The 19,926-nt window shown below is 62.4% G+C and carries 16 protein-coding genes; 4 read left to right on the top strand and 12 right to left on the bottom strand.

Going from position 1 to position 19,926, the window contains the following annotated elements:
• Positions 1-100: 100 nt before the first annotated feature.
• On the bottom strand, positions 101-907 hold the full coding sequence (locus J7I86_RS05230; RefSeq protein WP_214816443.1) for an SDR family oxidoreductase: 807 nt from the start codon (positions 905-907) through the stop codon (positions 101-103).
• A 161-nt stretch (positions 908-1,068) separates the two neighbouring features.
• On the opposite strand from J7I86_RS05230, the gene J7I86_RS05225 reads away from it, so the two are divergent.
• Positions 1,069-1,500 carry a universal stress protein gene (locus tag J7I86_RS05225; RefSeq protein ID WP_214816440.1) on the top strand — a complete coding sequence of 144 codons (432 nt, stop codon included), beginning with the start codon at positions 1,069-1,071 and terminating at the stop codon, positions 1,498-1,500.
• A 68-nt stretch (positions 1,501-1,568) separates the two neighbouring features.
• Here J7I86_RS05225 and J7I86_RS05220 read toward each other — a convergent pair whose 3' ends face one another.
• The 7 genes from J7I86_RS05220 to J7I86_RS05190 form a co-directional block, all read right to left on the bottom strand.
• Positions 1,569-2,150 (bottom strand): hypothetical protein, encoded by a 582-nt coding sequence (locus J7I86_RS05220; RefSeq protein WP_214816437.1) that lies wholly within the window; start codon positions 2,148-2,150, stop codon positions 1,569-1,571.
• A 32-nt stretch (positions 2,151-2,182) separates the two neighbouring features.
• Complete coding sequence (locus tag J7I86_RS05215) at positions 2,183-3,328, bottom strand: zinc-dependent alcohol dehydrogenase (protein ID WP_214816434.1); 1,146 nt, start codon at positions 3,326-3,328, stop codon at positions 2,183-2,185.
• Positions 3,329-3,426: 98 nt separating this feature from the next.
• Positions 3,427-4,890, bottom strand: a complete 1,464-nt coding sequence (locus J7I86_RS05210; protein WP_214816431.1) for a pectate lyase — start codon at positions 4,888-4,890, stop codon at positions 3,427-3,429.
• Position 4,891: 1 nt separating this feature from the next.
• Positions 4,892-6,880, bottom strand: a complete 1,989-nt coding sequence (locus J7I86_RS05205; protein ID WP_214816428.1) for a pectinesterase family protein — start codon at positions 6,878-6,880, stop codon at positions 4,892-4,894.
• 78 nt (positions 6,881-6,958) lie between these two features.
• Positions 6,959-7,855: a carbohydrate ABC transporter permease gene (locus J7I86_RS05200; RefSeq protein WP_214816424.1), complete on the bottom strand. Its 897-nt coding sequence runs from the start codon at positions 7,853-7,855 to the stop codon at positions 6,959-6,961.
• A gap of 9 nt (positions 7,856-7,864) precedes the next feature.
• Positions 7,865-8,812 (bottom strand): carbohydrate ABC transporter permease, encoded by a 948-nt coding sequence (locus tag J7I86_RS05195; RefSeq protein WP_214816421.1) that lies wholly within the window; start codon positions 8,810-8,812, stop codon positions 7,865-7,867.
• Between the two features lie 33 nt (positions 8,813-8,845).
• Positions 8,846-10,162 carry an ABC transporter substrate-binding protein gene (locus J7I86_RS05190; RefSeq protein ID WP_214816418.1) on the bottom strand — a complete coding sequence of 439 codons (1,317 nt, stop codon included), beginning with the start codon at positions 10,160-10,162 and terminating at the stop codon, positions 8,846-8,848.
• A gap of 302 nt (positions 10,163-10,464) precedes the next feature.
• Between J7I86_RS05190 and J7I86_RS05185 the strand changes: the two genes are divergently transcribed.
• Genes J7I86_RS05185 through J7I86_RS05175 form a run of 3 tightly spaced genes read left to right on the top strand, consistent with a single transcriptional unit; the run spans position 10,465 to position 13,936 of the window.
• Complete coding sequence (locus J7I86_RS05185; RefSeq protein ID WP_214816415.1) at positions 10,465-11,325, top strand: PmoA family protein; 861 nt, start codon at positions 10,465-10,467, stop codon at positions 11,323-11,325.
• 5 nt (positions 11,326-11,330) lie between these two features.
• On the top strand, positions 11,331-12,911 hold the full coding sequence (locus J7I86_RS05180; protein ID WP_214816412.1) for a glycoside hydrolase 43 family protein: 1,581 nt from the start codon (positions 11,331-11,333) through the stop codon (positions 12,909-12,911).
• Positions 12,908-13,936, top strand: a complete 1,029-nt coding sequence (locus J7I86_RS05175) for a LacI family DNA-binding transcriptional regulator (RefSeq protein WP_214816409.1) — start codon at positions 12,908-12,910, stop codon at positions 13,934-13,936. Before J7I86_RS05180 ends, J7I86_RS05175 begins: the two co-directional genes overlap by 4 nt.
• Before the next feature lie 71 nt (positions 13,937-14,007).
• Here J7I86_RS05175 and J7I86_RS05170 read toward each other — a convergent pair whose 3' ends face one another.
• The 4 genes from J7I86_RS05170 to J7I86_RS05155 are packed head-to-tail and all read right to left on the bottom strand — an operon-like array spanning position 14,008 to position 19,918.
• Complete coding sequence (locus tag J7I86_RS05170) at positions 14,008-15,684, bottom strand: thiamine pyrophosphate-binding protein (protein ID WP_214816406.1); 1,677 nt, start codon at positions 15,682-15,684, stop codon at positions 14,008-14,010.
• Positions 15,681-16,472: a cyclase family protein gene (locus J7I86_RS05165; protein ID WP_214816403.1), complete on the bottom strand. Its 792-nt coding sequence runs from the start codon at positions 16,470-16,472 to the stop codon at positions 15,681-15,683. Before J7I86_RS05165 ends, J7I86_RS05170 begins: the two co-directional genes overlap by 4 nt.
• A 7-nt stretch (positions 16,473-16,479) precedes the next feature.
• Positions 16,480-18,135, bottom strand: coding sequence for an NAD(P)/FAD-dependent oxidoreductase (locus J7I86_RS05160; protein ID WP_214816400.1), 1,656 nt, complete (start codon positions 18,133-18,135; stop codon positions 16,480-16,482).
• A 43-nt stretch (positions 18,136-18,178) separates the two neighbouring features.
• The gene (locus tag J7I86_RS05155; RefSeq protein ID WP_214816397.1) at positions 18,179-19,918 is read right to left on the bottom strand and encodes a flavin reductase; all 1,740 of its coding nucleotides are present in this window, start codon (positions 19,916-19,918) and stop codon (positions 18,179-18,181) included.
• Positions 19,919-19,926 lie beyond the last annotated feature (8 nt).

Raw genomic sequence — 19,926 nt, 5'->3', positions numbered from 1 at the left:
CAACGTCTTACGAATCTCTGGAAAAGAAAATCAGGCCCGTCAGGCAGGCCGTCCATGCAGACTAGCCCACGGATCACCGTGCGGCCAGAGCTGCAGTGGCTCAGCTTTCACGCCAGTCGTTGCTGGTAATGTGCGAGCCTGCCTGCGGTCCCATCTGCAGCATTCCGCCATCCACCGGCCACGAAGCGCCGTTGACATAGCTGGAAGCCGGGGAGGCCAGGAAAGCGATGACGGCGGCGATTTCCCGGGCATCGCCGGGTCGGCCCAGCGGAACTCCCGGCCGTTCCTTCTGCGTGGGATCCTCGTCTTCCTGGCCCGTCATGGGGGTGGCGATCTCACCCGGCGCCACGTTGTTGGCAGTGATGCCGTGTTCAGCGAGTTCCAGGGCCATGGTTTTGATGAGGCCACCCAGGCCATGCTTGGACGCGTCATAAGCGGAGGCCCCAACCCTTGGCTGGAACTCGTGGACGCTGGTGACCGCGATGATGCGCCCGCCGCGGCCGGCTTTGACCATGCGCTTGGCCGCCGTCTGCATTGCCACAAACGCGCCGTTGAGGTTGGTATCCAAGGTGGACATCCACGTGTCGTAGTCCAGCTCCAGGAACTTGGTGCCGTCGCCGGTTCCGGAGTTATTGACGAAGACGTCCACACCGCCAAGTTCCTCAGCCAGTTGGTCGATGGCCGCAGCCGTTCCCCGGACATCCGTAGTGTCCAGTTGATGGACCACTGCTCTCCGTCCCAGGCCGCGGACTTCCTCCGCGGTTTCCTCAGCGCCCTGCTGGTCCGAGTGCCAGGTGATTCCTACGTCCATGCCCGCTTTGGCCAACGCCACCGCAGTGGCCTTTCCGATGCCGGAATCCGATCCTGTGACGATGGCGGTCTGCGGGGAAAATGGGTCGTCGCTCATGGTCTTGCCTTTCGGTCGGGTAATCGTTCCGATGATTTATCCCTACCCAGCGATTCCGGACGTAAACACTCCCGGTGCAAAAGGGTCATCCCGGCGCAGGGTGATCGAGTGTAGATTTCTTGCAGCAGCACCTAGTGAATCCCCACCAACCAGGAGTACTCATGTCAGAAGTTATTGTGGTCGGCGTTGACAGCAGCGAGACGGCTAAACGCGCAGCAGTGGCAGCAGCGAAGTTCGCCACCGCACTCGGCGCCGAACTGCACGTGATCAGCGGCTTCTCCGATGACCGCATCGAAGAATTCGGCAGCGGCAGCGACCGCATCACCGTTTCCTCGGCCGACTCCGCGGAATACGTGGCCCGCAAAGTCTCCGAAGAGCTGGACGTCCCCGCCGGCAACATCAAGTACTTCGCAGCCCGCGGAACTCCGGCCAACGCCCTCATCAACTACGCCGAGACCAACAGCGCCTCACTGATCGTTGTAGGCAACAAGCGCATGAAGGGCCTTGGCCGCGTCCTGGGCAGCATCGCCAACAGCGTGGCGCACGGTGCTCCCTGCGACGTGTACATCGTGAACACGGACGTCGAGGCGTAACCCACCATTAGGTAGCAGCAGAGGCCGTGTTGGAAGCTCAATCCGGCCTCTGCTGCTACTTGGTTGGGTTAGCGGCGGCGGGCTTTTCGAACTGCTTTGGTGATGCCTTTGAGCGCCAGAACCACGCCGGTACCTGTTAAGAGCCATGGACCCGCAACAATGATCGGGTCCATCCACTGGTGCTTGGTGTCCGCCCGCTTCCTTCCCCACCGCGACGCCATGCCGTGGTTCTTGAACTCACTCAGCACCCCGCTTTCGGTGATCGGGTTGTCCGGGCGGAGCGTGACGAACGATCGCAGGTGGTTCTCCCACGCATCCACTCGGTCCGCTCCGATCAGGAGCAGCCAGTGCGCGGCCCGACCTTCGCTGTACTTGTAGGCGTACTTCCGTATGGCGCCTGAGACACCCTTTGGTGGGGTGGACGTTCCAAAAACAGGTGTCAGGAACTTGTGCTCAATGGAGCGTTCCCGGGGCCACTTTTCCTCCTGGCGCTCCGGAAAGTCCCAATGCGCTCCGGTGGGAATTCCGCGCTGCTCGCGGGGGAAAGCCGGCCGGTCCTTGGGGTCCAGGTCTACGCCCCAGCCCGGGATCTTGGCCCGGAGCTCCTCGGGCGTCGGCCGCGGTTGCGGCCTTTCTGCTGTGTACGGCATGATATTTCTCCCTTTAAGCCCGGTCCGGCCGTCTAGGCGGCGGTGGTCACGATCGGCTTGATGCAGTCATCCAGCTTGGCCGAGAAGATGTGATACCCCTCGGCGATGTGTTCCAGCGGAATCCGGTGGGTGATGATGTCGCTGGGCTTCAGATAGCCGTTCCGGACGTGTTCAAAGAGCCGGGGCCATTGTCGCTTCACAGGGCACTGGTTCATCCGCAGCGTCAACCCCTTGTTCATGGCGTCGCCAAATTTCACGGCGCTGAACATCGGACCGTAAGCGCCCACCACCGATACAGTCCCGCCTTTGCGCACGGAATCGATGCCCCAGTTCAAGGCAACAGGAGAGCCGCCCTGCAGTTTGAACTTGGAGGACGTGATGTGTTGGGTCAGGTTGCCGTCGGCTTCAGCTCCGACGGCGTCAATCACCACGTCCGCGCCGAGGTGGTCCGTGGCCTTCTTCATCTCCACCACAATGTCGTCGTATTCAGTGAAGTTGTACGTTTCCGCATGGGCAAACTCCCGGGCCTTCTTCAGCCGATACTCAAGATGGTCGATCACGATCACGCGTCCCGCGCCCATCAACCATGACGACTTCGCTGCGTAGAGACCCACAGGCCCGGCCCCGAAAACCACCACAGTGTCACCCTGCTCTATGTCGCCCAGTTGTGCCCCGAAGTAGCCGGTGGGGAGAGCATCGGTGAGCATCACCGCGTCTTCCTGATCCATCCACTCGGGTATTTTGGTGGGTCCGACGTCGGCGAACGGCACGCGCACAAACTCCGCCTGGCCGCCGTCGTAACCACCGGCGGTGTGGGAGTAACCGTAAATGCCGCCCACCGCCGTCGCGTTCGGGTTGACGTTGTGGCAGTTGGAATACAGGCCGCGGGCGCAGAAGTAGCAGGATCCGCAGTAGATATTGAAGGGCACCATGACGCGGTCGCCCACTTTCAGGTTTTCCACCGATGAGCCGACCTCGTGGACCTCTCCCACGAATTCATGCCCGAAGGTCATCCCCACCCGGGTGTCCGGCATCATGCCGTGATACAGGTGAAGGTCTGAGCCGCAGATGGCCGCGCTGGTCACCCGGACAATCGCGTCATTGGGATGCTCAATCGGGGGGATATCTTTCTCTTCGACCCTGATTTTGTAAGGGCCGCGGTACACCATCGCTCGCATTTCTCGCCGCCTCCAACAGCTAGCTGTCGTTACACGCTAAAAATGCTAAGTCTCCTTAGTATTAAAGTCCAGACTTCCCTTTTATCCGGACTTCCTCCTTACCCTGCCGTGCCGTTGAGCACTGTTACGTTGGAGCGCGTCACGCCCCTTCCGGTGATGAGGAGGACATGGCCGGACTGCGGGACATCGGATGTGACGGTGAGATCCCTCAGCACCGAGCCGTCCGCCGCCACCAGAAGCGTGACACCTTCGCTGTTGGACAGAACCACGTCCCCTGCATTTCCCGTTGCCCCGGCCAGGGTGATGTTCCGGCGGTCACCCCAAATGACCGATGGCTCGTGATAGACGCCGGGTTGCAGCAGCACGGTGACAGCCGTTGGATTATTCGTAGGGATTGCACCGACGGCGGCGCGGTTCCTGGCGAAATCACCGGTTCCGTCGAGTGCCACGGTGATGACCTCCCGGAGCGCGGGTTCCGTCCCGCCCAAAGGTCCACCGAAAGCACGCACCAGCGCCGGAACTGCCTTGGTGGGCGTCAGGTCATAGGAGTAGGGGACGTCGAACGCTATGCCCCGTTCCTGGCCGGTGTTCCCGGTGCACTTCTCGAATAAATTATTTCGGGCCACCAGCGCACCGCCGGGCCCTTGATGATGAAGCGGGTTCCGAACGTCCCGGAAGTAGTTTCCTTCCACCAGCAGCAGGGCAGCGTTCCGCCCGAGCATGCCGTAGCTGGAGATGTTCTCCAGGTAGTTGTTGTAGACATGCGATGCCGCCGTGTTGTCCAGGCTGGCGTTGCGCTGGTGCGTGTTCCGGATCCAGTTGTGGTGCAGTGTCAGCCGGGTGACTACGTTCTGGGTCCAGCCCTCTCCGAGGGCCTTGTTGTGGTCTGAAAAGACGTTCCAGGACAGCGTGACGTTGTCGCAGTCTTTCCGGATATCCACCAGGCCGTCGCCCAACCGGGTGAAGTGCAAATGGTCCACCCAGACGTGAGTGCTGGTGTCCATCTGGATTCCGTCCCTGTCATTGTCAGGGCGTTTCCCCACGAAGTCCCCGGGGATGTAGGAGTCCCGGACCGTGAAGTTTCGGAACACGACGTTGGCGACATTGACCAGTTTGAATCCCGCATTGACTACTGCGGCCCCTTCGCCTGCGCCGAGTAAGGACTTGTTGGAGGTCACAGTCAATTTCTCGTACTCCGCGAACACCAACTCGCCGTGCAGGATCACTACCAGCGGTTCGGGGCTCTTCGCGAACACACGGAGCTCCTCCGGTGTGCTGGCATGGACCAGCCTGCCCCCGGTCCCACCTGTGGTGCCGGCGCGACCCTGGGATGCGACGCCGGCGAATCCCACCGGTGTCTCCGTCCAGGCGCCGGCGCGCCCGCGGCTAATTGGCAGCCCGGCTTCCCTGAATCCGTTGGAGTCGACGCCGGATGGCGCACCTTTTGCTGCAACCGCTGGGTTTGCAGGGCCGAGCAGGACGGCGGAGGCCAAGGTTCCGGCAGCGAGTCCAGCGGAAAGGAGGGTCCGGCGTCGAATGTTCATTTCTTGTGCGTCCGCCATCTCAAGCACCCGCCGCCGGAGTCCAGTCACCGAGGAAGGTCTCCTTGGTGAACTTCGGGGCCTCCTGGGGAGTGAGCTGTGGGTGGAACTCGTTGATGTGCGCGCCGGGCCCAGTGTTGTTGTACTCAGCGAAGCGTCCTTCAGTCCACGCATGTCCGCTCATGTCCGACCAGCCCTGCACGGCGATGTGACTGCCCAGGTTCGAATCGCGGATGACAGCCATGGGGTGAGCGTCAGGGTCGCTGCTGGCAAACCAAGGGCGTCCCAAGCTGACCGTTCCGGGGGCGGCGTCGGAGGTGAGGTTGCTGTTCACGATCAGCAAGCCGTACGGGTTGGAGTTTTTGGTGCTGGGCGCCACGATGTAACCGTTGTTGGTATCGCTGCCGCGGTCCAGGGAGTGGATGGTGCAGCCGTCAAAAACCGCGGTGCCACGGCCGTAGAGGAAGTCCACGTCACCCTCGATGTAGCAGTTCTTCAGAAAGGTGCGGGCAGTCGCGTCGCGGCCCGTGGTGTCTGCGAGGTAGGTGTCCTGGTTTCCCAGGAATCTGGTGTTCTCGAAAAGTACCTTGTCCGCCACGGTGCGTACTGCGAGGGCCTGGCTCCCGCCATTCGCAGCTTCGTCGTAGGCATTCTCCACTGTGAGGTTACGGATGGTGGTTTGTTCGGCCAGGACGTTGAGCGTGGCACTGCCGGCTGCGCCCCATGTGCCGCCAAAAAATTTGGCGCCATTTGCCGGGGTGTCATAGGAAATCACGACGTCGGCCGGGTTACCTGTCGCTCCCCGCAGCGTCACGTTGGGCCGATCAGCCCAGATGTTCACCGCTTCCCTGTAGAAGCCGGGTTTGATGGTGATGGTTCGGGGCTTGGTGTTGCCCACCGGAATCGAGCCGAGGGCGGCCTGCACGCTGGCGAAGTCGCCGGTGCCGTCCAGCGCGACCGTGACCTCCGCCGTCGTGTTCGGTGCTGTGTTTCCATGGCTGCCACGCGGCCCGGCGCTGGAAGAGACCAAGCCGGGCACGGTGGCGGCGTTGTCCTTGGAGTAGGCGTAGAACTGCGTGGGGTCGAAGGCGCTGCCCACGTTATCCTTGCGTCCACGGGTGGAATCGAAGATGTTGCCACGGTTGACGATTTCAGTAGCGGGGTCCTTGGCCACCACAGGATCGGCAACAGCGGTGAAGTAGTTATCCTCCAGAACCACCTTGGCTGCGTTACGGCCCATCATGCCGTACTGGCCGATGTCCTGCAGGTAGTTGTTGTAAACGTGCGCGGCGGCGGTGTTGTCCAGGCTGAAGTTCCGCTGGGTAGTGTTCCTGATCCAGTTGTGGTGAATGGTCATACGGGTTATGGCGTTAGCGGTCCAGCCGACGCCCAGTGCTTTGTTGTTGTCCGCGAAGACGTTCCATGAGTACGTCAAGTAGTCCGAGTCCTTGCGGGTATCGATCATGCCGTCGCCCATGCGCTCAAACTTCATGTGGTCCACCCAGACGTGGTGCGAGGTATCAAGCTGGATGCCGTCGCGGTCGTTGTCCGGGCGCTTCCCGTCCCAGTCGCCCGGAATATAGGAATCGCGCACAGTGAAGTTCCTGAAGATCACGTTGGAAACGTTGATGAGTTTGAAGCCGGCATTGACCAGTTCCACCCCGGCTCCGGTACCGATGAAACTCTTGTTCGAGGTCACGGGGATCTTGACGTAATCCTGGGCGGTGATGGTGCCTTTGAGGAAGATGACCAGCGGCTCCTCGGCCGCGGCATAGGCTTTGAGGTCCTCCAGTGACGAGGCACTGACATGCCGACCCGCCTGGCCGCCCGTGGTCCCTTCCAGCCCGTTGCCTGGCAGGGATGCGAACCCATCGGGCCCCTGCTTCCACAGGGCGGCCGGTGCGGACCACCCTGTGTCGGTGTGGATTGGCTCTGCCCTTGCCGGCACAGCGGTAAGGCTTCCAAGAATGACGACGGCGGTGGCCGCGCCGAGTAAGTGTCGCAGGCGCATGCAAAACTCCTTTGTCTTGACTGAATGATCTTGTTCGGGGCGTGGTCTGTCTTGAGGCCGGTGTTGCTTGGGCAGTGGCTACTTGAGACCGGTGGTTGCAATGCCGTTGATCAGGTATTTCTGCCCTGCAATGAAGAAGCCGATGATGGGGGCAATGGACACCACTGACATGGCGAACATTGGACCCCACATGCTTTGCCCCTCCGAGTCCATGAAGGCGCGAAGAGCCAAGGGAACGGTGTAGAGGTCCTGGTTCTGGATGTAGAGCAGCGGACCAAAGAACTCGTTCCACGTGGAAATGAACGTGAAGATAGCAGTGGTAGCCATGGCCGGAACGCAGAGGGGCAAGATAACGCGGATGAACGTACGGAACGGCCCGCACCCGTCAATCTGGGCGGCGTCGTCCAGTTCCTTGGGCAGTGACTTCATGAATTGCACCATGAGGAAGATGAAGAAGGCGTTGGTGGCCATGAAGTTGGGGACGATCAGCGGCAGGTAGGTGTCCAGCCAGCCGAGCTGGGAGAAAATGATGTACTGCGGAACCAGGAGTACGTGGCCCGGCAGCATCAGCGTTCCCAGCATGAGGGCAAAGAACAGTTTCCGGCCGGTGAACTCCATCCGGGCAAAGGCGTACGCAGCCAACGCGCAGGAGAAGATGTTGCCGATGATGGAGAAGATCACCACCACCATGGAGTTGATGAGATACACGTGGAACGGCTGGTCCAATGCTGTCCAGCCTTGGGCATAGTTGGAAAAGTCCCAGTTTTTCGGCCATAGGCCCAGCTGCCGGAAAATATCGTTGCTGGGCTTCATCGAACTGGAGATCAGCCACATTAGCGGGTAGAGCATCACCAGCCCCACCAGGCAAAGGATCAGATGCCGTGAAAAGCGGGAAACCGGGGTTCCCGTCAGGGCGTCTTCGGGTTGATCCTGCTTGGCCAGCTTGCGCTTAAGAGGTAAATCAAGGAGTGCCATGGGGTTGCCTTAATTGTCGTAGAAGACCCAGAACTTGGATGCGATGAAATTGATGGCCGTGAAAATCGCGATGATCATCAACAGCAGCCAGGCCATGGCCGAGGCATACCCCATCTCGAACTCGGTGAAGCCCTTCTGGTACAGGTACAGGTTGTAGAACAGTGTGGAATCCGCCGGGCCGCCTGTACCTCCACTCATCACATAACCCTGCGTGAACGTCTGGAACGAACCGATGAGCTGCATGATGAGGTTGAAGAAGATGATGGGACTGATCAGGGGCAGGGTGATGCTGCGGAACTGCCGCCACTTGGATGCGCCATCAATCGAGGCAGCCTCGTAATACATCCCCGGGACCTGCCGGAGGCCGGCAAGGAAGATCACCATGGGGGAGCCGAACGTCCAAACGTTCAACACAATGAGGGTGCTGAGGGAGAACTGGGGATCAGTGACCCAGGCGGGCCCTTGGATCCCGAACATGCCCAGGAACCCGTTGACGATTCCGTCGTTGCCGAAGATGTAACGCCACAGCATCACGATTGCCACGCTCCCACCCAGCAGGGAAGGCAAGTAGTAGACGGAACGGTAGATCGACAAGCCCTGAAGTCCCCGGTTCAGCACCAGTGCGACCAGCAGCGCAACAGCCAGGGAGATAGGCACCGAGACGAAGGTGTAAATGAAAGTGACCTTCAGAGACTGAATAAGCCGGGGGTCCTCGAACATGGCCTGGAAGTTGGCCAGTCCCACAAAGTTGGGCTCAGTGAAGAGGTTGTAGTCCGTGAAGGCCAAGTACAGCGAGGCAAAGAACGGAATGACGGTAAACAACATCCCCAGAAACCACGGGAGAAGGAAAAGATATCCAGAGCGCTGCTTCCTGCGCCGGGACGGGCGTATGCGCGGTTTGCCGCCTGCCGCAGCTGGCGCCGGAGCTCCGGGTGGCTGCTTGGTCAGAACTGTCATAACGCCACCGCCCCCTCGGAAGTAGCTGCGGGCCTACTTATTGATTGCTGCATTGCTCTTCTCCATGAAGGTCTTCGCAGCATCCGCGGGGCTGACCCGTCCGAACTCCACTTCAGTGGTGAGCTGCTTGAGGGTGTCGGCTACAACGCTGGCACCTTTCGGATACACGTAAGCGGGCGGCAGATCGTCTTCCTGGATGGCTGCCATCAGGTCCACAAACGTCTTGTCGTCCGCGTTCAGCTTGGGCGTGATGGCATCCGCCACCTCCGGGTTGATGGGGACACCGCGCTGGGTGAGGACTTCGGCGGCACCTTCGGCGTCGTTCGTCAGGAAGTCCACCAGCTTTGCGGCTTCCTTGGGATGCTTGGACTTGGCAGCGATTGACCACAGCATGGTGGGATCCGCGGAGTAGCCACGGCGCTCGCCGGTGGTTTCTCCGGGCACGCGCAGAAGGACCACTTCACCCTCCACGGCCTCGTTGTAGCCCCGGAAATTGTTGATCGGGATGATTTGGGAAGCCACGGTGCCCTTCGCCAGGTATGACTGTGCGGGGGAGCCTCCGATCTGCTCGAAGAAGCCCGCTGGCGGGTAACCGCCTGCCTTCCGGAGGTCCACGCTGTACTGGAACCAGTCCTCTATGGTCTTTTCGCTGACGCCGAGCTTGTTGTCCTTGGTATAGAAATCCTCGCCTCGTTGGCGGGCGAGAATGATAGGGCCGGTTTCCGTCGCGACGTCGTAGCCCGCCCCGTAGACCTTCCCGCCGGTCTTTTGGGTAACCTCCGTGGCGAACTTGGCATAATCCTCCCAGCTCCACGTTTTGTCGTCCGGGATGGTGACGCCGGCCTGGTCCGTGATGGTCTTGTTGATCACAACGCCGATGGTTGTTACACCTGTGGCGAGGCCGTAGAGCTTCCCGTCAACCTCGCCTCGGCTCAGCGTGGTTTCCGGAACTTTGTCCAAGTTCAGCTCCGGGAATGATTTGAGGTCGGCGAGGGTGCCGCGCTGGGCGTACTCCAGGAGACTACGGTTGGCCATGGCCAGAACGTCCGGCGGGTTGCCGCCGGCAAACCGGGTAGCGAGTTTGTCCGCATAGGGTGCGCTGTCCTGGTATTCAGTTTTCACTGTGATGCCAGGGTTCTTTTTCTCAAAGATCCGCAGGGCAGCTTCGGTCATCTTGGCCCGGTTGGCATCACCCCAGAAGACGAAGTTCAGTTCTACGTTGCTGCCGCTGCCGCTGTTGCCGGAGGAGCTGGCGCCTCCTCCACAGGCGCTGAGGAGCAGCCCTGCCGCCACCGCTGCCCCTCCTAAGACCAGCCTGCGCGGTATAGGAGTGCTTGCTGTCTTCTTCATTGAATGACGCCTTTCTGATGCCCCACTCAGGGACGTAGGTACAAGGAATTTTGAGCATCCGTTGCAGAAACTTTCTGCACGATGTGGACTGAGAGGCGAGGTGCGAAGCCCCATGGAGACCAAAATCAAGGGAAAAATAACTGAGTAAACGATTTCTAGCAACAATTGCTTGTGACTGTCAACACATCAGTAGGCTCAAGCGGAAAAATCTTTAAAGAAACTTTCCCGTACAGTTGCCGAACTATTTCCGTTTTGATTATGCTGAACTCCACACACCCGCCAACCCATCACAAGGACGTCTCATGGGAAGCTTCAAAATCCACGGCGCAACCGTGGCGCAGGTGAACGATGGCGTTGACCTGGCAGCGATGCTGTCTCCCCGGCCGTACCTTCACCCCCTCCGGACCTTGGCCGGTGTGCCCCTCACGGAAGCCGGCCCTGCCGACCACCCGCACCATGTGGGCCTCTCGCTCGCCTTCTCGGACGTGAACGGCAGCAACTTCTGGGGCGGATCCACTTTTACCCGTCGCGGTCCGGAGGTCCTTCCCAATCACGGCCGACAGGTGCCGTCGGGCTGGCTGTATAAGGACGGCCTGGGCGAGGGGGCGGTCACCTGGCTCGACAGGAACGGGCGTGAGCTGGCTCTGGAGCAACGGAGCTACCGGTGCCGAACACACCCCCACGCGGATACTTGGAGCCTTTCCTTCGACTCAGTACTCCGGCCAGCCGGTGAGCTGGAACGGCTGACCGTGTCGTCGTCGGCCGTTAAAGGGCGCGTTGGCGCCGGCTACGGCGGAATCTTCTGGCGCTTACCGCCAGGTGACGCGCCGGCGAAGGTCCTGTGTTCCGAAGGCGCTGGTACTGAGGCCGCCCATGGATCCCTTTCTCCCTGGCTCGTGGTGGGCATCCGGCAAGGGGGAAAGGACGTTAGCGTCGTCCTCGCCCAAAACCTCGCGGAGCTGCATCCCTGGTTTGTCCGGACGGAAGGCTACGTGGGGGCCGGTCCCGCCGTCGCCTGGGACAAGCCGGTCACGGTGGACCGGGCCAACCCGCTCCAGCTCAGCCTCCACGCCGTAATCCACGACGGCCACATCACCAGCAGCCATCACGTTGACGAACTTCTTCTCCACCACTTCAGCAGCACTCCGGACAGGACATCATGACAACCATGGGAAATCGCCACCGCATCCCCGTCTACAACAACCCCATACTCAACGGCGACTGGCCGGATCCGGACGCAATCCAGGTTGATGGCACTTACTACCTCATTGCCTCCAGCTTCAACAGGGTTCCCGGCCTCCCGGTTTTGCGGTCATGGAACCTTGTGGATTGGGAACATGCCGGGCATGCACTGCCTGAACTCCCGCAGCTGGGGCACTATTCGCTGGTGCGGCACGGTAGTGGCGTTTGGGCTCCCGCGCTGCGTCACCACAACGGTAAATTCTGGATCTTCTACCCCGATCCGGATCACGGGATCTTTGTGCTCAGTGCGGACAAAGCCGAAGGACCGTGGAGCGCACCTCATCTTCTCTACGCCGGCCGCGGACTCATTGACCCCTGCCCCCTGTGGGATGAAGACGGCACGGCGTATCTGGTCCACGGCTGGGCCAAGAGCCGGATCGGAGTCAAGAACCGGCTCACCGTGCATCGGATGAGCCCGGATGCCTCGGAGCTTCTGGATCATGGAACCCACGTCATCAACGGCGAGGACCTTCCGGGTTTCACAACCCTGGAGGGACCCAAGTTCTACAAACGCGATGGCTGGTACTGGATCTTCGCCCCGGCCGGCGGCGTCGCCACCGGGTGGCAGTCGGTCTTCCGCTCGCGTTCGCCTTTTGGACCCTACGAGGAACGGCGGGTTTTGGAGCAAGGCGATTCGCCGGTGAACGGCCCGCATCAAGGTGCGTGGGTCACTACTCCCCAGGGCGAAGACTGGTTCCTGCATTTCCAGGACCGGGGGGCGTACGGCCGGGTGGTCCACCTCCAGCCCATGGGGTGGGGCGCGGACGGCTGGCCATGGATGGGCAAAACAGCGGACGACGGCGGACCGGGAACCCCGGTTGTGAGCCACCCCTACCCGTTGGGCACCTCGCCCGAAGACATCGCCCCTCCATCCAGCGACAACTTCACGTCCCCAGGCCTGGGCCCGCAGTGGCACTGGCAGGCCAACCCCCGGGACGAATGGCTTTCCACCTGTGGAGGAGGGCATTTGGTACTCCGCCCGCAAGCCAATGACCCCATCAACCTCCGTGAACTCCCCAACATCCTTGCCCAGATTCTCCCCGGCGAACCGTCCACCTTCACCACCACACTGGAACTGGACGACGTGCCCCTAGGCACCCGGGCCGGCGTCGTGGTTTTGGGTCAGCGATACGCCTGGCTGGGAATGGTACGCACCGAAAACGGCTACGTCCTGGGTAGTGGCGCCGGGAGCGAAGGCCCCCACGAGCAACCGATCGGGCGGGCAGTGGCACTTCCAGGCCCGCGCATTGAGCTTCAGGTCCGAACGGATGAGACCCCTCAGGCCACGTTTGCCTGGCGTGTTGGCCCAACGGATCCGTGGCAGATTCCCATCTGGGATTTCGACGTCGTGGAGGGCCGGTGGATCGGCGCTGAACTGGGGATTTTCGCTACAGCACCCCTGGGCTCGCGTGAACACGGCAGTGTTAGGGTTGGACCCGTGCGTGTGGACACTGCGCCGGTCCGCCGGGCAACCACCCAGCGCATTGCCGCTCCCGTATCCCCATGAGTTCAAGGACCGCCCCGTTGACCGCCACTCCGCGCCCCAAGATCGCAGATGTGGCCGCGGCTGCGGGCGTTTCCGTGCCCACAGTTTCCAAGGTGCTGAACGGGCGCTCGCATGTTTCCGAGGCAACGCGTGCCCGGGTCCAGCAGGCCTTGGAGGAGCTCGACTACACCAAGCGGAACTCGCCCAGCGAACCCGGCCTGCTGCAGTTGGTAGTGAACAACTTTGATTCTCCGTGGGTCCTGGAAACCATGGAAGGCGTTGAAGCTGCTGCCGCCCGCCTTGGTCACACCGTGGCCTACACGCGAGCCGTGAATGCCACTGCGGAGAACTGGCAGAAGCTGCGTGAGCCCTCCAGCAACCGCCTGGACGGCGTGATGCTGTTGGCTCCGCGGCAGGGATCACCCTTGGTAGAGCTGGCGCGGACGCTGAACATCCCGGCGGTTGCTATCGACCCCGAAGGCTCCCAAGGCTTGCAAATACCCAGCGTTAGCCCGGCGTCGTTCTCCGGAGCATTGCGGGCGGTGTCCCATCTCCTGGAACTGGGGCATGAGCGCATAGGCATCATTACGGGCCGCGTCCACAGTCCGGGTCACGGACGTGCCCGTTACGCTGCGTACGCGGCCGCCCTTCACGAAGCCGGGCTGCCAGTACTTCCCGAGTTCGTGCGCGATGGCGATTTCAGTATCGAATCCGGGTCTCGCCTGGGTGGGGAGCTTCTGGACTTGCCGGAGCGACCCACAGCAATCTTCACGGGAAGCGACCTGCAAGCCCTGGGCGTCATGAACGCTGCGGCGCAGCGGTCCCTGAAAATTCCTGGCGACCTCAGCGTTGTGGGGTTCGACGACATCGCTCAGGCAGCCCTCACATCACCGCCGCTCACCACGGTTCGGCAGCCGCTGGCGCAGTTGGCGTCCATGGCCGTGGGAATGCTCACGGAGCAGATCGAACAGGGCAAGGGTTCCACGGCTGCCCTCGAAGTCGCCACGGAGCTGGTTGTCCGTGGAAGCACCGCCCCACCCCGGTAAGTAGCAGCAGCGCGCGCGTTCTCAGAGCTCAGAACGCGCTTTGCTGCGAGCTACCGGGGTGGGCCCGGCACTCAGTGGCCCTGGAACGCTTCGGCCAGCCACCACGAGCCGCCATCGGATGCGATCTTGGCGTCGATCACCAAGGGACGGTCCTGTGTCCCGGCTTGGTAGGCTGCGATCCACGGGCGCACAGCGTCCAGATCCGCCAGGGTCCGCACTGTCACGCCCTCGGCGCCGAAGCCGCGGGCGATCGCAGCGATGTCCGTCTCGGGGAACACGACGCTGGAGAGCTCGGCTTCGTTGTGTTCCGACGCGAAGTGGTACACCTCTGCCCCGTAGGCTGCGTCGTTGTAGACGATGCACACCAAAGGCAGTTTGAGCCGTGCAGCGGTTTCCAGTTCGCTGATGCCCATCAGGAACCCGCCGTCTCCGGCACCCAGCACCGGCAGCCGGTGAGGCTGGGCAAGAGCGGCGCCGATCGCCGTATAGAGCCCGAGCCCGATTGCTTGGAACGCCTGGGTGAAGCAGAAACCGAACTCGTCCGGCACGGCAAGGTACTGGCTTGGATAGCCCATGAAGTTCCCCGAATCCACGGCCACGATCCTCTCGGCAGGCAGCAGGGTATCGAGCTCGCGGGTGAGTATCCGGGGGTCAATTGATGTTGCCGTGGACAGGTCTTCGGTGTCGACGTCCCGCCACCGCGATCCCTGCTTGATGGCCAGGGCGTTGGCTTCGGTGCGGTACTTCTCTGCCGGTTCGGACTGCACGGACCGCAGCGCCGTCAGGGCATCCGCAGCCGTTAGCGCAGAATCGCCCAGCAGGCCAAGAGTGATGGGCCGGTTGGCACCAAGCGCGGAATCTTCGACGTCGATCTGCACCACGTTGGTACCGGCCGAGATCAGCCGCCCGTGCCGCATGGTCCACATGTTCAGCGCGCAGCCCCACCCCACTATCAGGTCCGCGCCGCTGATGAGCTCGGCGGTGGTGGGCGATGAGAAACCGCCGGAAATTCCCAGGTTGTGGGAGTCGCCGTTGAACAGCCCGCTCGCCACTGCCGACGTCGCCACCAGCGCACCGGCATGCCGTGCCAGCTCCAGGATCTCGTCCCGGGCACCCCGTCCTCCGCGTCCGGCGACGAACACGGGCCGTTCCGCGGCGGAAATCAGTGCCACCAACTGCTCAACGGCGGCGGCGTCCGGGCGGACCTTCAACGGCTCAGGCACGACGACGGCACTCACCTCATCTGAGGCGGTGCCGCTTTGGACATCCAGCGGCAAGCTCAGGACCACCGTGCGGCGCTCGTTCACCGCCGTCCGGAAAGCCCTCACAGTGTCTGCCACAGCTGTTGCGGGCGAGTGGATGCGTTCCGCCACTGCTCCGACGCTTCTGGCCAGCCCGTCTTGGTCTATTTTGAAGTTGGACCTGATGGCTGCGGCCTGCGTGTCGGCGGTGAGCACAATCATGGGGGTGCGGCTCTTCGCCGCCTCGCCAATCCCGGTGATGGCATTGCTCAGCCCGCACCCCTGATGTGTGGTGACCACACCTACCTTGCCGGACATCCGCGAGTACGCATCAGCCATGGTGGCAGCACCGCCCTCATGCCGGGTGGCCGTGAAGGGAATGCCTTCGGCCATGAGGGTGCCGGTGACATCGAAGTTGCCGCTGCCCACCACCCCGAAAACATGCCCGACGCCGAGCTTCGCCAACGTCCTGCCCACCAGCGTTGAAACCCGTACTTGCTCGCTCATGCCTTCTCCACCGCGCCCTTTTCCACCAGTGCGTACACGCGGCTGGGGCTGCCGGTTCCGCCCACGATCGGCAGCGGTGCTACTACCAACGTGGCACCCGTGACGGGGAGCCGGTCCACATTCCGCAGTGAGGTCACGCCATACTTGTCCGCGCCCAGGAGGAACGAGTGCACGGGAAACATTGGATCCAAAGCACCGGCCTGACCGGCGTCGATACCCACGGTCTCAACACCGAAACCGCTGATCGAGGCGTTTCCGGCAAGCCATTTTGCGCCTGCGGCAGAGACCCCGGGAGTGTGGGGTCCGGCGTCGTCCGCGTTGACGAAAGCCGCCGCGTCCGTGCCGCGCGCCGCCCACCCGGTCCGGAAGATAAGCCAGCAATTCTCCGGGAAAGCGCCGTGCTCTTCCTGCCACTGCTCAAAGTGTTCGGGTTCCAGCAAAAAATCGGGGTTCCCGGTAACCTCGGAGGTCTTGTCGATCACGGCAATAGGACCCACCAGGCGGCGCGGCTCGATCTGGTCCACGGACTTGCCGTCCTTGCCCGTGATCCAGTGGATCGGAGCATCCAGGTGCGTTCCGGCGTGTTCGCCCACCGTGACGTCGTTCCACGCCCAGGCCGGTCCGGCGTCGTCGAAATTGCTCACCGGCGAGACGGACAAGCCCACCGTGTTCGCGAACGGCTGCGGCAGGTTCAGAATGGGGGTCTCGGAGCTGAGGGGCGTGGTGAGATCGATGATTTCCACCGAACCACTCGAGAGGGCTGCAGTGAGCCCGGCCAGAACAGACATTGTTCTCCTATCGCTTGCTTGGTTTAAGTGCTGATTGAAGGCGGGAAAGTCGTGAGGGTGGTGCGGTCAGTTTTTGGGCCACCAAGTGTCCGGAACCGCCGGAAAGTCCTGGGCCCGGATGGGTTGATGCGCCGATGTGCCAGAGACCTTCGACGGCGGTTTGGTGTCCTGCCGCTGCCGGGAAAGGCCGCCACAGCAGGTTTTGGAAGAGCTCGGCTGAGCCGCCATAGGGGTCGCCATTGACGGCGTTGGGGTTGGCTGCCGCCAGGTCTGTGGGGGCGAGGATGTCTGAAGCAAGAACCGTAGCCCGGGTTCCTGGCGCGAACTGCTCCAACCGCGCGAGGACCCGTTCAAGGTAGCCCTGTTTCAGCTCATCGGTCCAGCCGGCGGCAACGTTCAGGTGGCCCGCTGCATCACCTACGGGCGAGAACGGGACTTCTTGGAGCTGCAGCCATAACGTGGCCTTACCCTCCGGAGCCCGCGACGGATCCAGCACGCACTGTTGACCCACCACCACGGTGGGTTCGTTGGGCAACAGTCCGGCTTCGGCCTGGGCGCAGGCGATCCCGGTGCTGTCTGAGCCGTTGCTGATGTGAACCAGCGGGACGGCGTTGAGCCTGGGATCAAGCCATTCCACAGGTTTGTCCAGCGCGAGGTGAATCTGCATGGCTCCGCGGCCGTTCTGGTAGCGTTCAGCGGCATCGGCAGTACCGGCCGGTGGATGGCGAAGAAGCCGGGTGTAAAGGGCCTGGGGCGAAACGTTTGCGAGCACTGTCCCGGCGGAAACCACGCCTTGTGACGTGCGGACGCCGGTGACGGAACCGCCCTTCCCGGAGCCGCCGCCGTCGGAGCCAACCAGGATTTCTTCCGCGTCCACGCCCAGCATGATCCGGACCCCATTGTCGCGCAGCAAGGAGTCAAATGCCTCCACGAACCTCGATGCCCCGCCTTTCACAATCGGGAGTCCGAAGCTGTGCATGCTCATGGCCATGACCGGGAGCATGACCCCGCCGGTGGCTTGGTCCGGGCCGAGTCCTGCGTGCAGGAGCCACGGCGACCACAGCTGGTCCGCTTCCCACCCGTCAAAGCGGCTGCGGACGTAGTTGCGGCCGCTCATCACCGAATCCCGGACGAAGGCTTCCGTCCCCGTGAAGCGCCCGCGACGAACAGCGCCAAACGCAATCTTGGTCACCTCCCCAAAGGACCGAAGCTCTGCTCCGAAAGCGCCGAACACAGTTCCTGCATTGCGGCCCAGGTCGTCGAGCATGGCCAGGTACGCAGCTTGGTCACCAGCGGACTTGAACGCAGCAGCAGTTGGCCCCGGATCTCGCTCTGCGATGACCACACGGTGGGCTCCGGTGGTGGGATCCGCGGCAACGCTCGCTGTCACCGGGCCGGAGGTGTTGGCGTACTCCAGGCCCCTGGCATGCAACTCCTTGCCCAGCGCCCCGTAGGCGGCGCCGGACACGAACAACGGGTGCCAGGAGGAGAAGGAGTCGTGGATGAAGCCCGGAAGAGTCCGCTCGGCGGAATGGACAAAACCTCCCAGCCGGTCCGAGCGCTCGATGATGCACACCCGCTTCCCGGCCAAAGCCAACTCGGCCGCCGCCACTAAGGAATTGATGCCTGAACCGATGATGGCGACGTCAACTGAATCGTCCATATCCGCACCTTTCAGTAGGGTGTGCCTGGTCACGAGGGTGTGCTTAGAAATCCGGATGGCTGGCGGTGGCGTGGTACTTGCCGCCGTGGAACACCAGGGGAGCGCCGCCGTCGTGCTTGTAGCTTTCCACCTCACCCACGTAAATGACGTGGTCCCCGGCGTCATGTCGCGAAACGGTGCGGCACTGGAAGGTTGCCACGGCGCCGTTCAGCAGTGGAACACCGGCGATGCCCTCGGTGGTGTCCGCGCCCACAAACTTGTCCGTTGCAGGTGTTGCGAATTGGCGGGACAGGACGTGCTGGTCGCTGGCAAGGATGTTGATGGCAAAGTGCGTTGCGTCCTCGAAATCGCCCAGGCTGGGCGCCCGTTTGCTGGGACACCAGAGCACCAGCGGCGGCTCCATGGAAACCGAGGTGAACGAATTGGCGGTCATACCCACCTTGCGGCCGTCCGCCGCGACGGTGGTCACCACGGTGACGCCGGTGGCGAATTGCCCCAAGGCGCTCCGGAAATCACGGACATCGAAAACCGACGTGTCCTCTTCTTTCCTGGCCTGCATGAAGTCGGCGGCAGCAGCGGAGTCAAACCACCATGGGTACGACGTCCGCGGATCATCAAAACCGCTCACAATGCTTGCCGCCAGTGCCGGATGGTCCGCGGCCTCGCTCAGCAGCGTCTTTTGGTGATCCCTGCGCGGCTTCAGGAGATCGTTGGTCCACTCCACTGCCCATTGCCCCCAGCCGCGCCAGAACTCATCGAATGTCCGCTCCATCCATGTGCGGTCAAATGGTTGCTGGCCGCGGCGAACGATCGCGTCAAGGTAGTATTTGGCGGCCAGTGTCGCGTTGTTGGACCCCTGCCCGGTGAGGGGATCGTTGAGGACCACTGCGTCCCCGAGTCCGAACACCAGCTTCCCGTTGCCGAGCTCCCCGACGGCGGACCTCACCGTTGGAGTGATGCGCCCCAGGAGCGTGGCGCCGTCGTCCGTCAGTTCCGCCCCGGCGAAGTTCTCAGCCTCGTGCGGAAAATGCTCGCGAAGGATCTCCAACGAACGTTCGAGCTGCTCTTGCGGGGTCCCGACGTCGGTCCAGCGGTCCATGGGGCCGCCCACCACGCCTTCGAACACCATCATGCGGCAGGGCCCGGAGACGGTTAGGCCGGGGAAGGTAAAGAACTCCCCGACGCCGGGGACCATGGACATGCGGATGGCGTCGCCGCTGGTGGAGGTACTGGCGGAAGCGCCGCCGTCGTGCTTGACGTAGTTCAGGGCCAGCACCCGCTGCGGACGGTCGAAGGGCGACTTCGTCTTGTCGCGGGGAAAGATCCGGCCGATCTCTCCCTTGCCGGTGCTGACAATAACCAGCTCGTAATCATGGGCGAGTTCTTCGAGCATCCTCGGGGTGACCTTCTCAATGCGGAAGTCACCCCCGGCGGCCACGAACGTCTCGATCCACAGGGCGCTCTTGATGCGCTGATCGATGGAGTGGGCGGGGCCATCCAAGGGGGCTTCCCACTCGATGGGGTTTTCAGCATCCACGCGCAGCCGGATTGAAGTGATGCCCGGGACGGAACCCGACTCGTAGAACCCGGTGAGGGCCGTCCCCATCTGGGCTTCAGCGTCCAGGGCAGTGGAGAACATGCACTGGCTGGACATGACCTTGCCGGTGCGGATCTGGGCTGCGGAGCGGTCGGACAGGAGCGTCACAGCGAAGCCGTCCCGTTGGAGGCCAAGGGCCAGTTGGGCGCCGGATTCGCCGGCACCAATAATTGCTATCTTGCGCATAAAGGATT

The organism is Arthrobacter sp. ISL-95 (assembly GCF_018613695.1).
Classification (GTDB): Bacteria; Actinomycetota; Actinomycetes; order Actinomycetales; family Micrococcaceae; genus Arthrobacter.
This window is presented reverse-complemented; position numbering and strand designations above follow the sequence as displayed.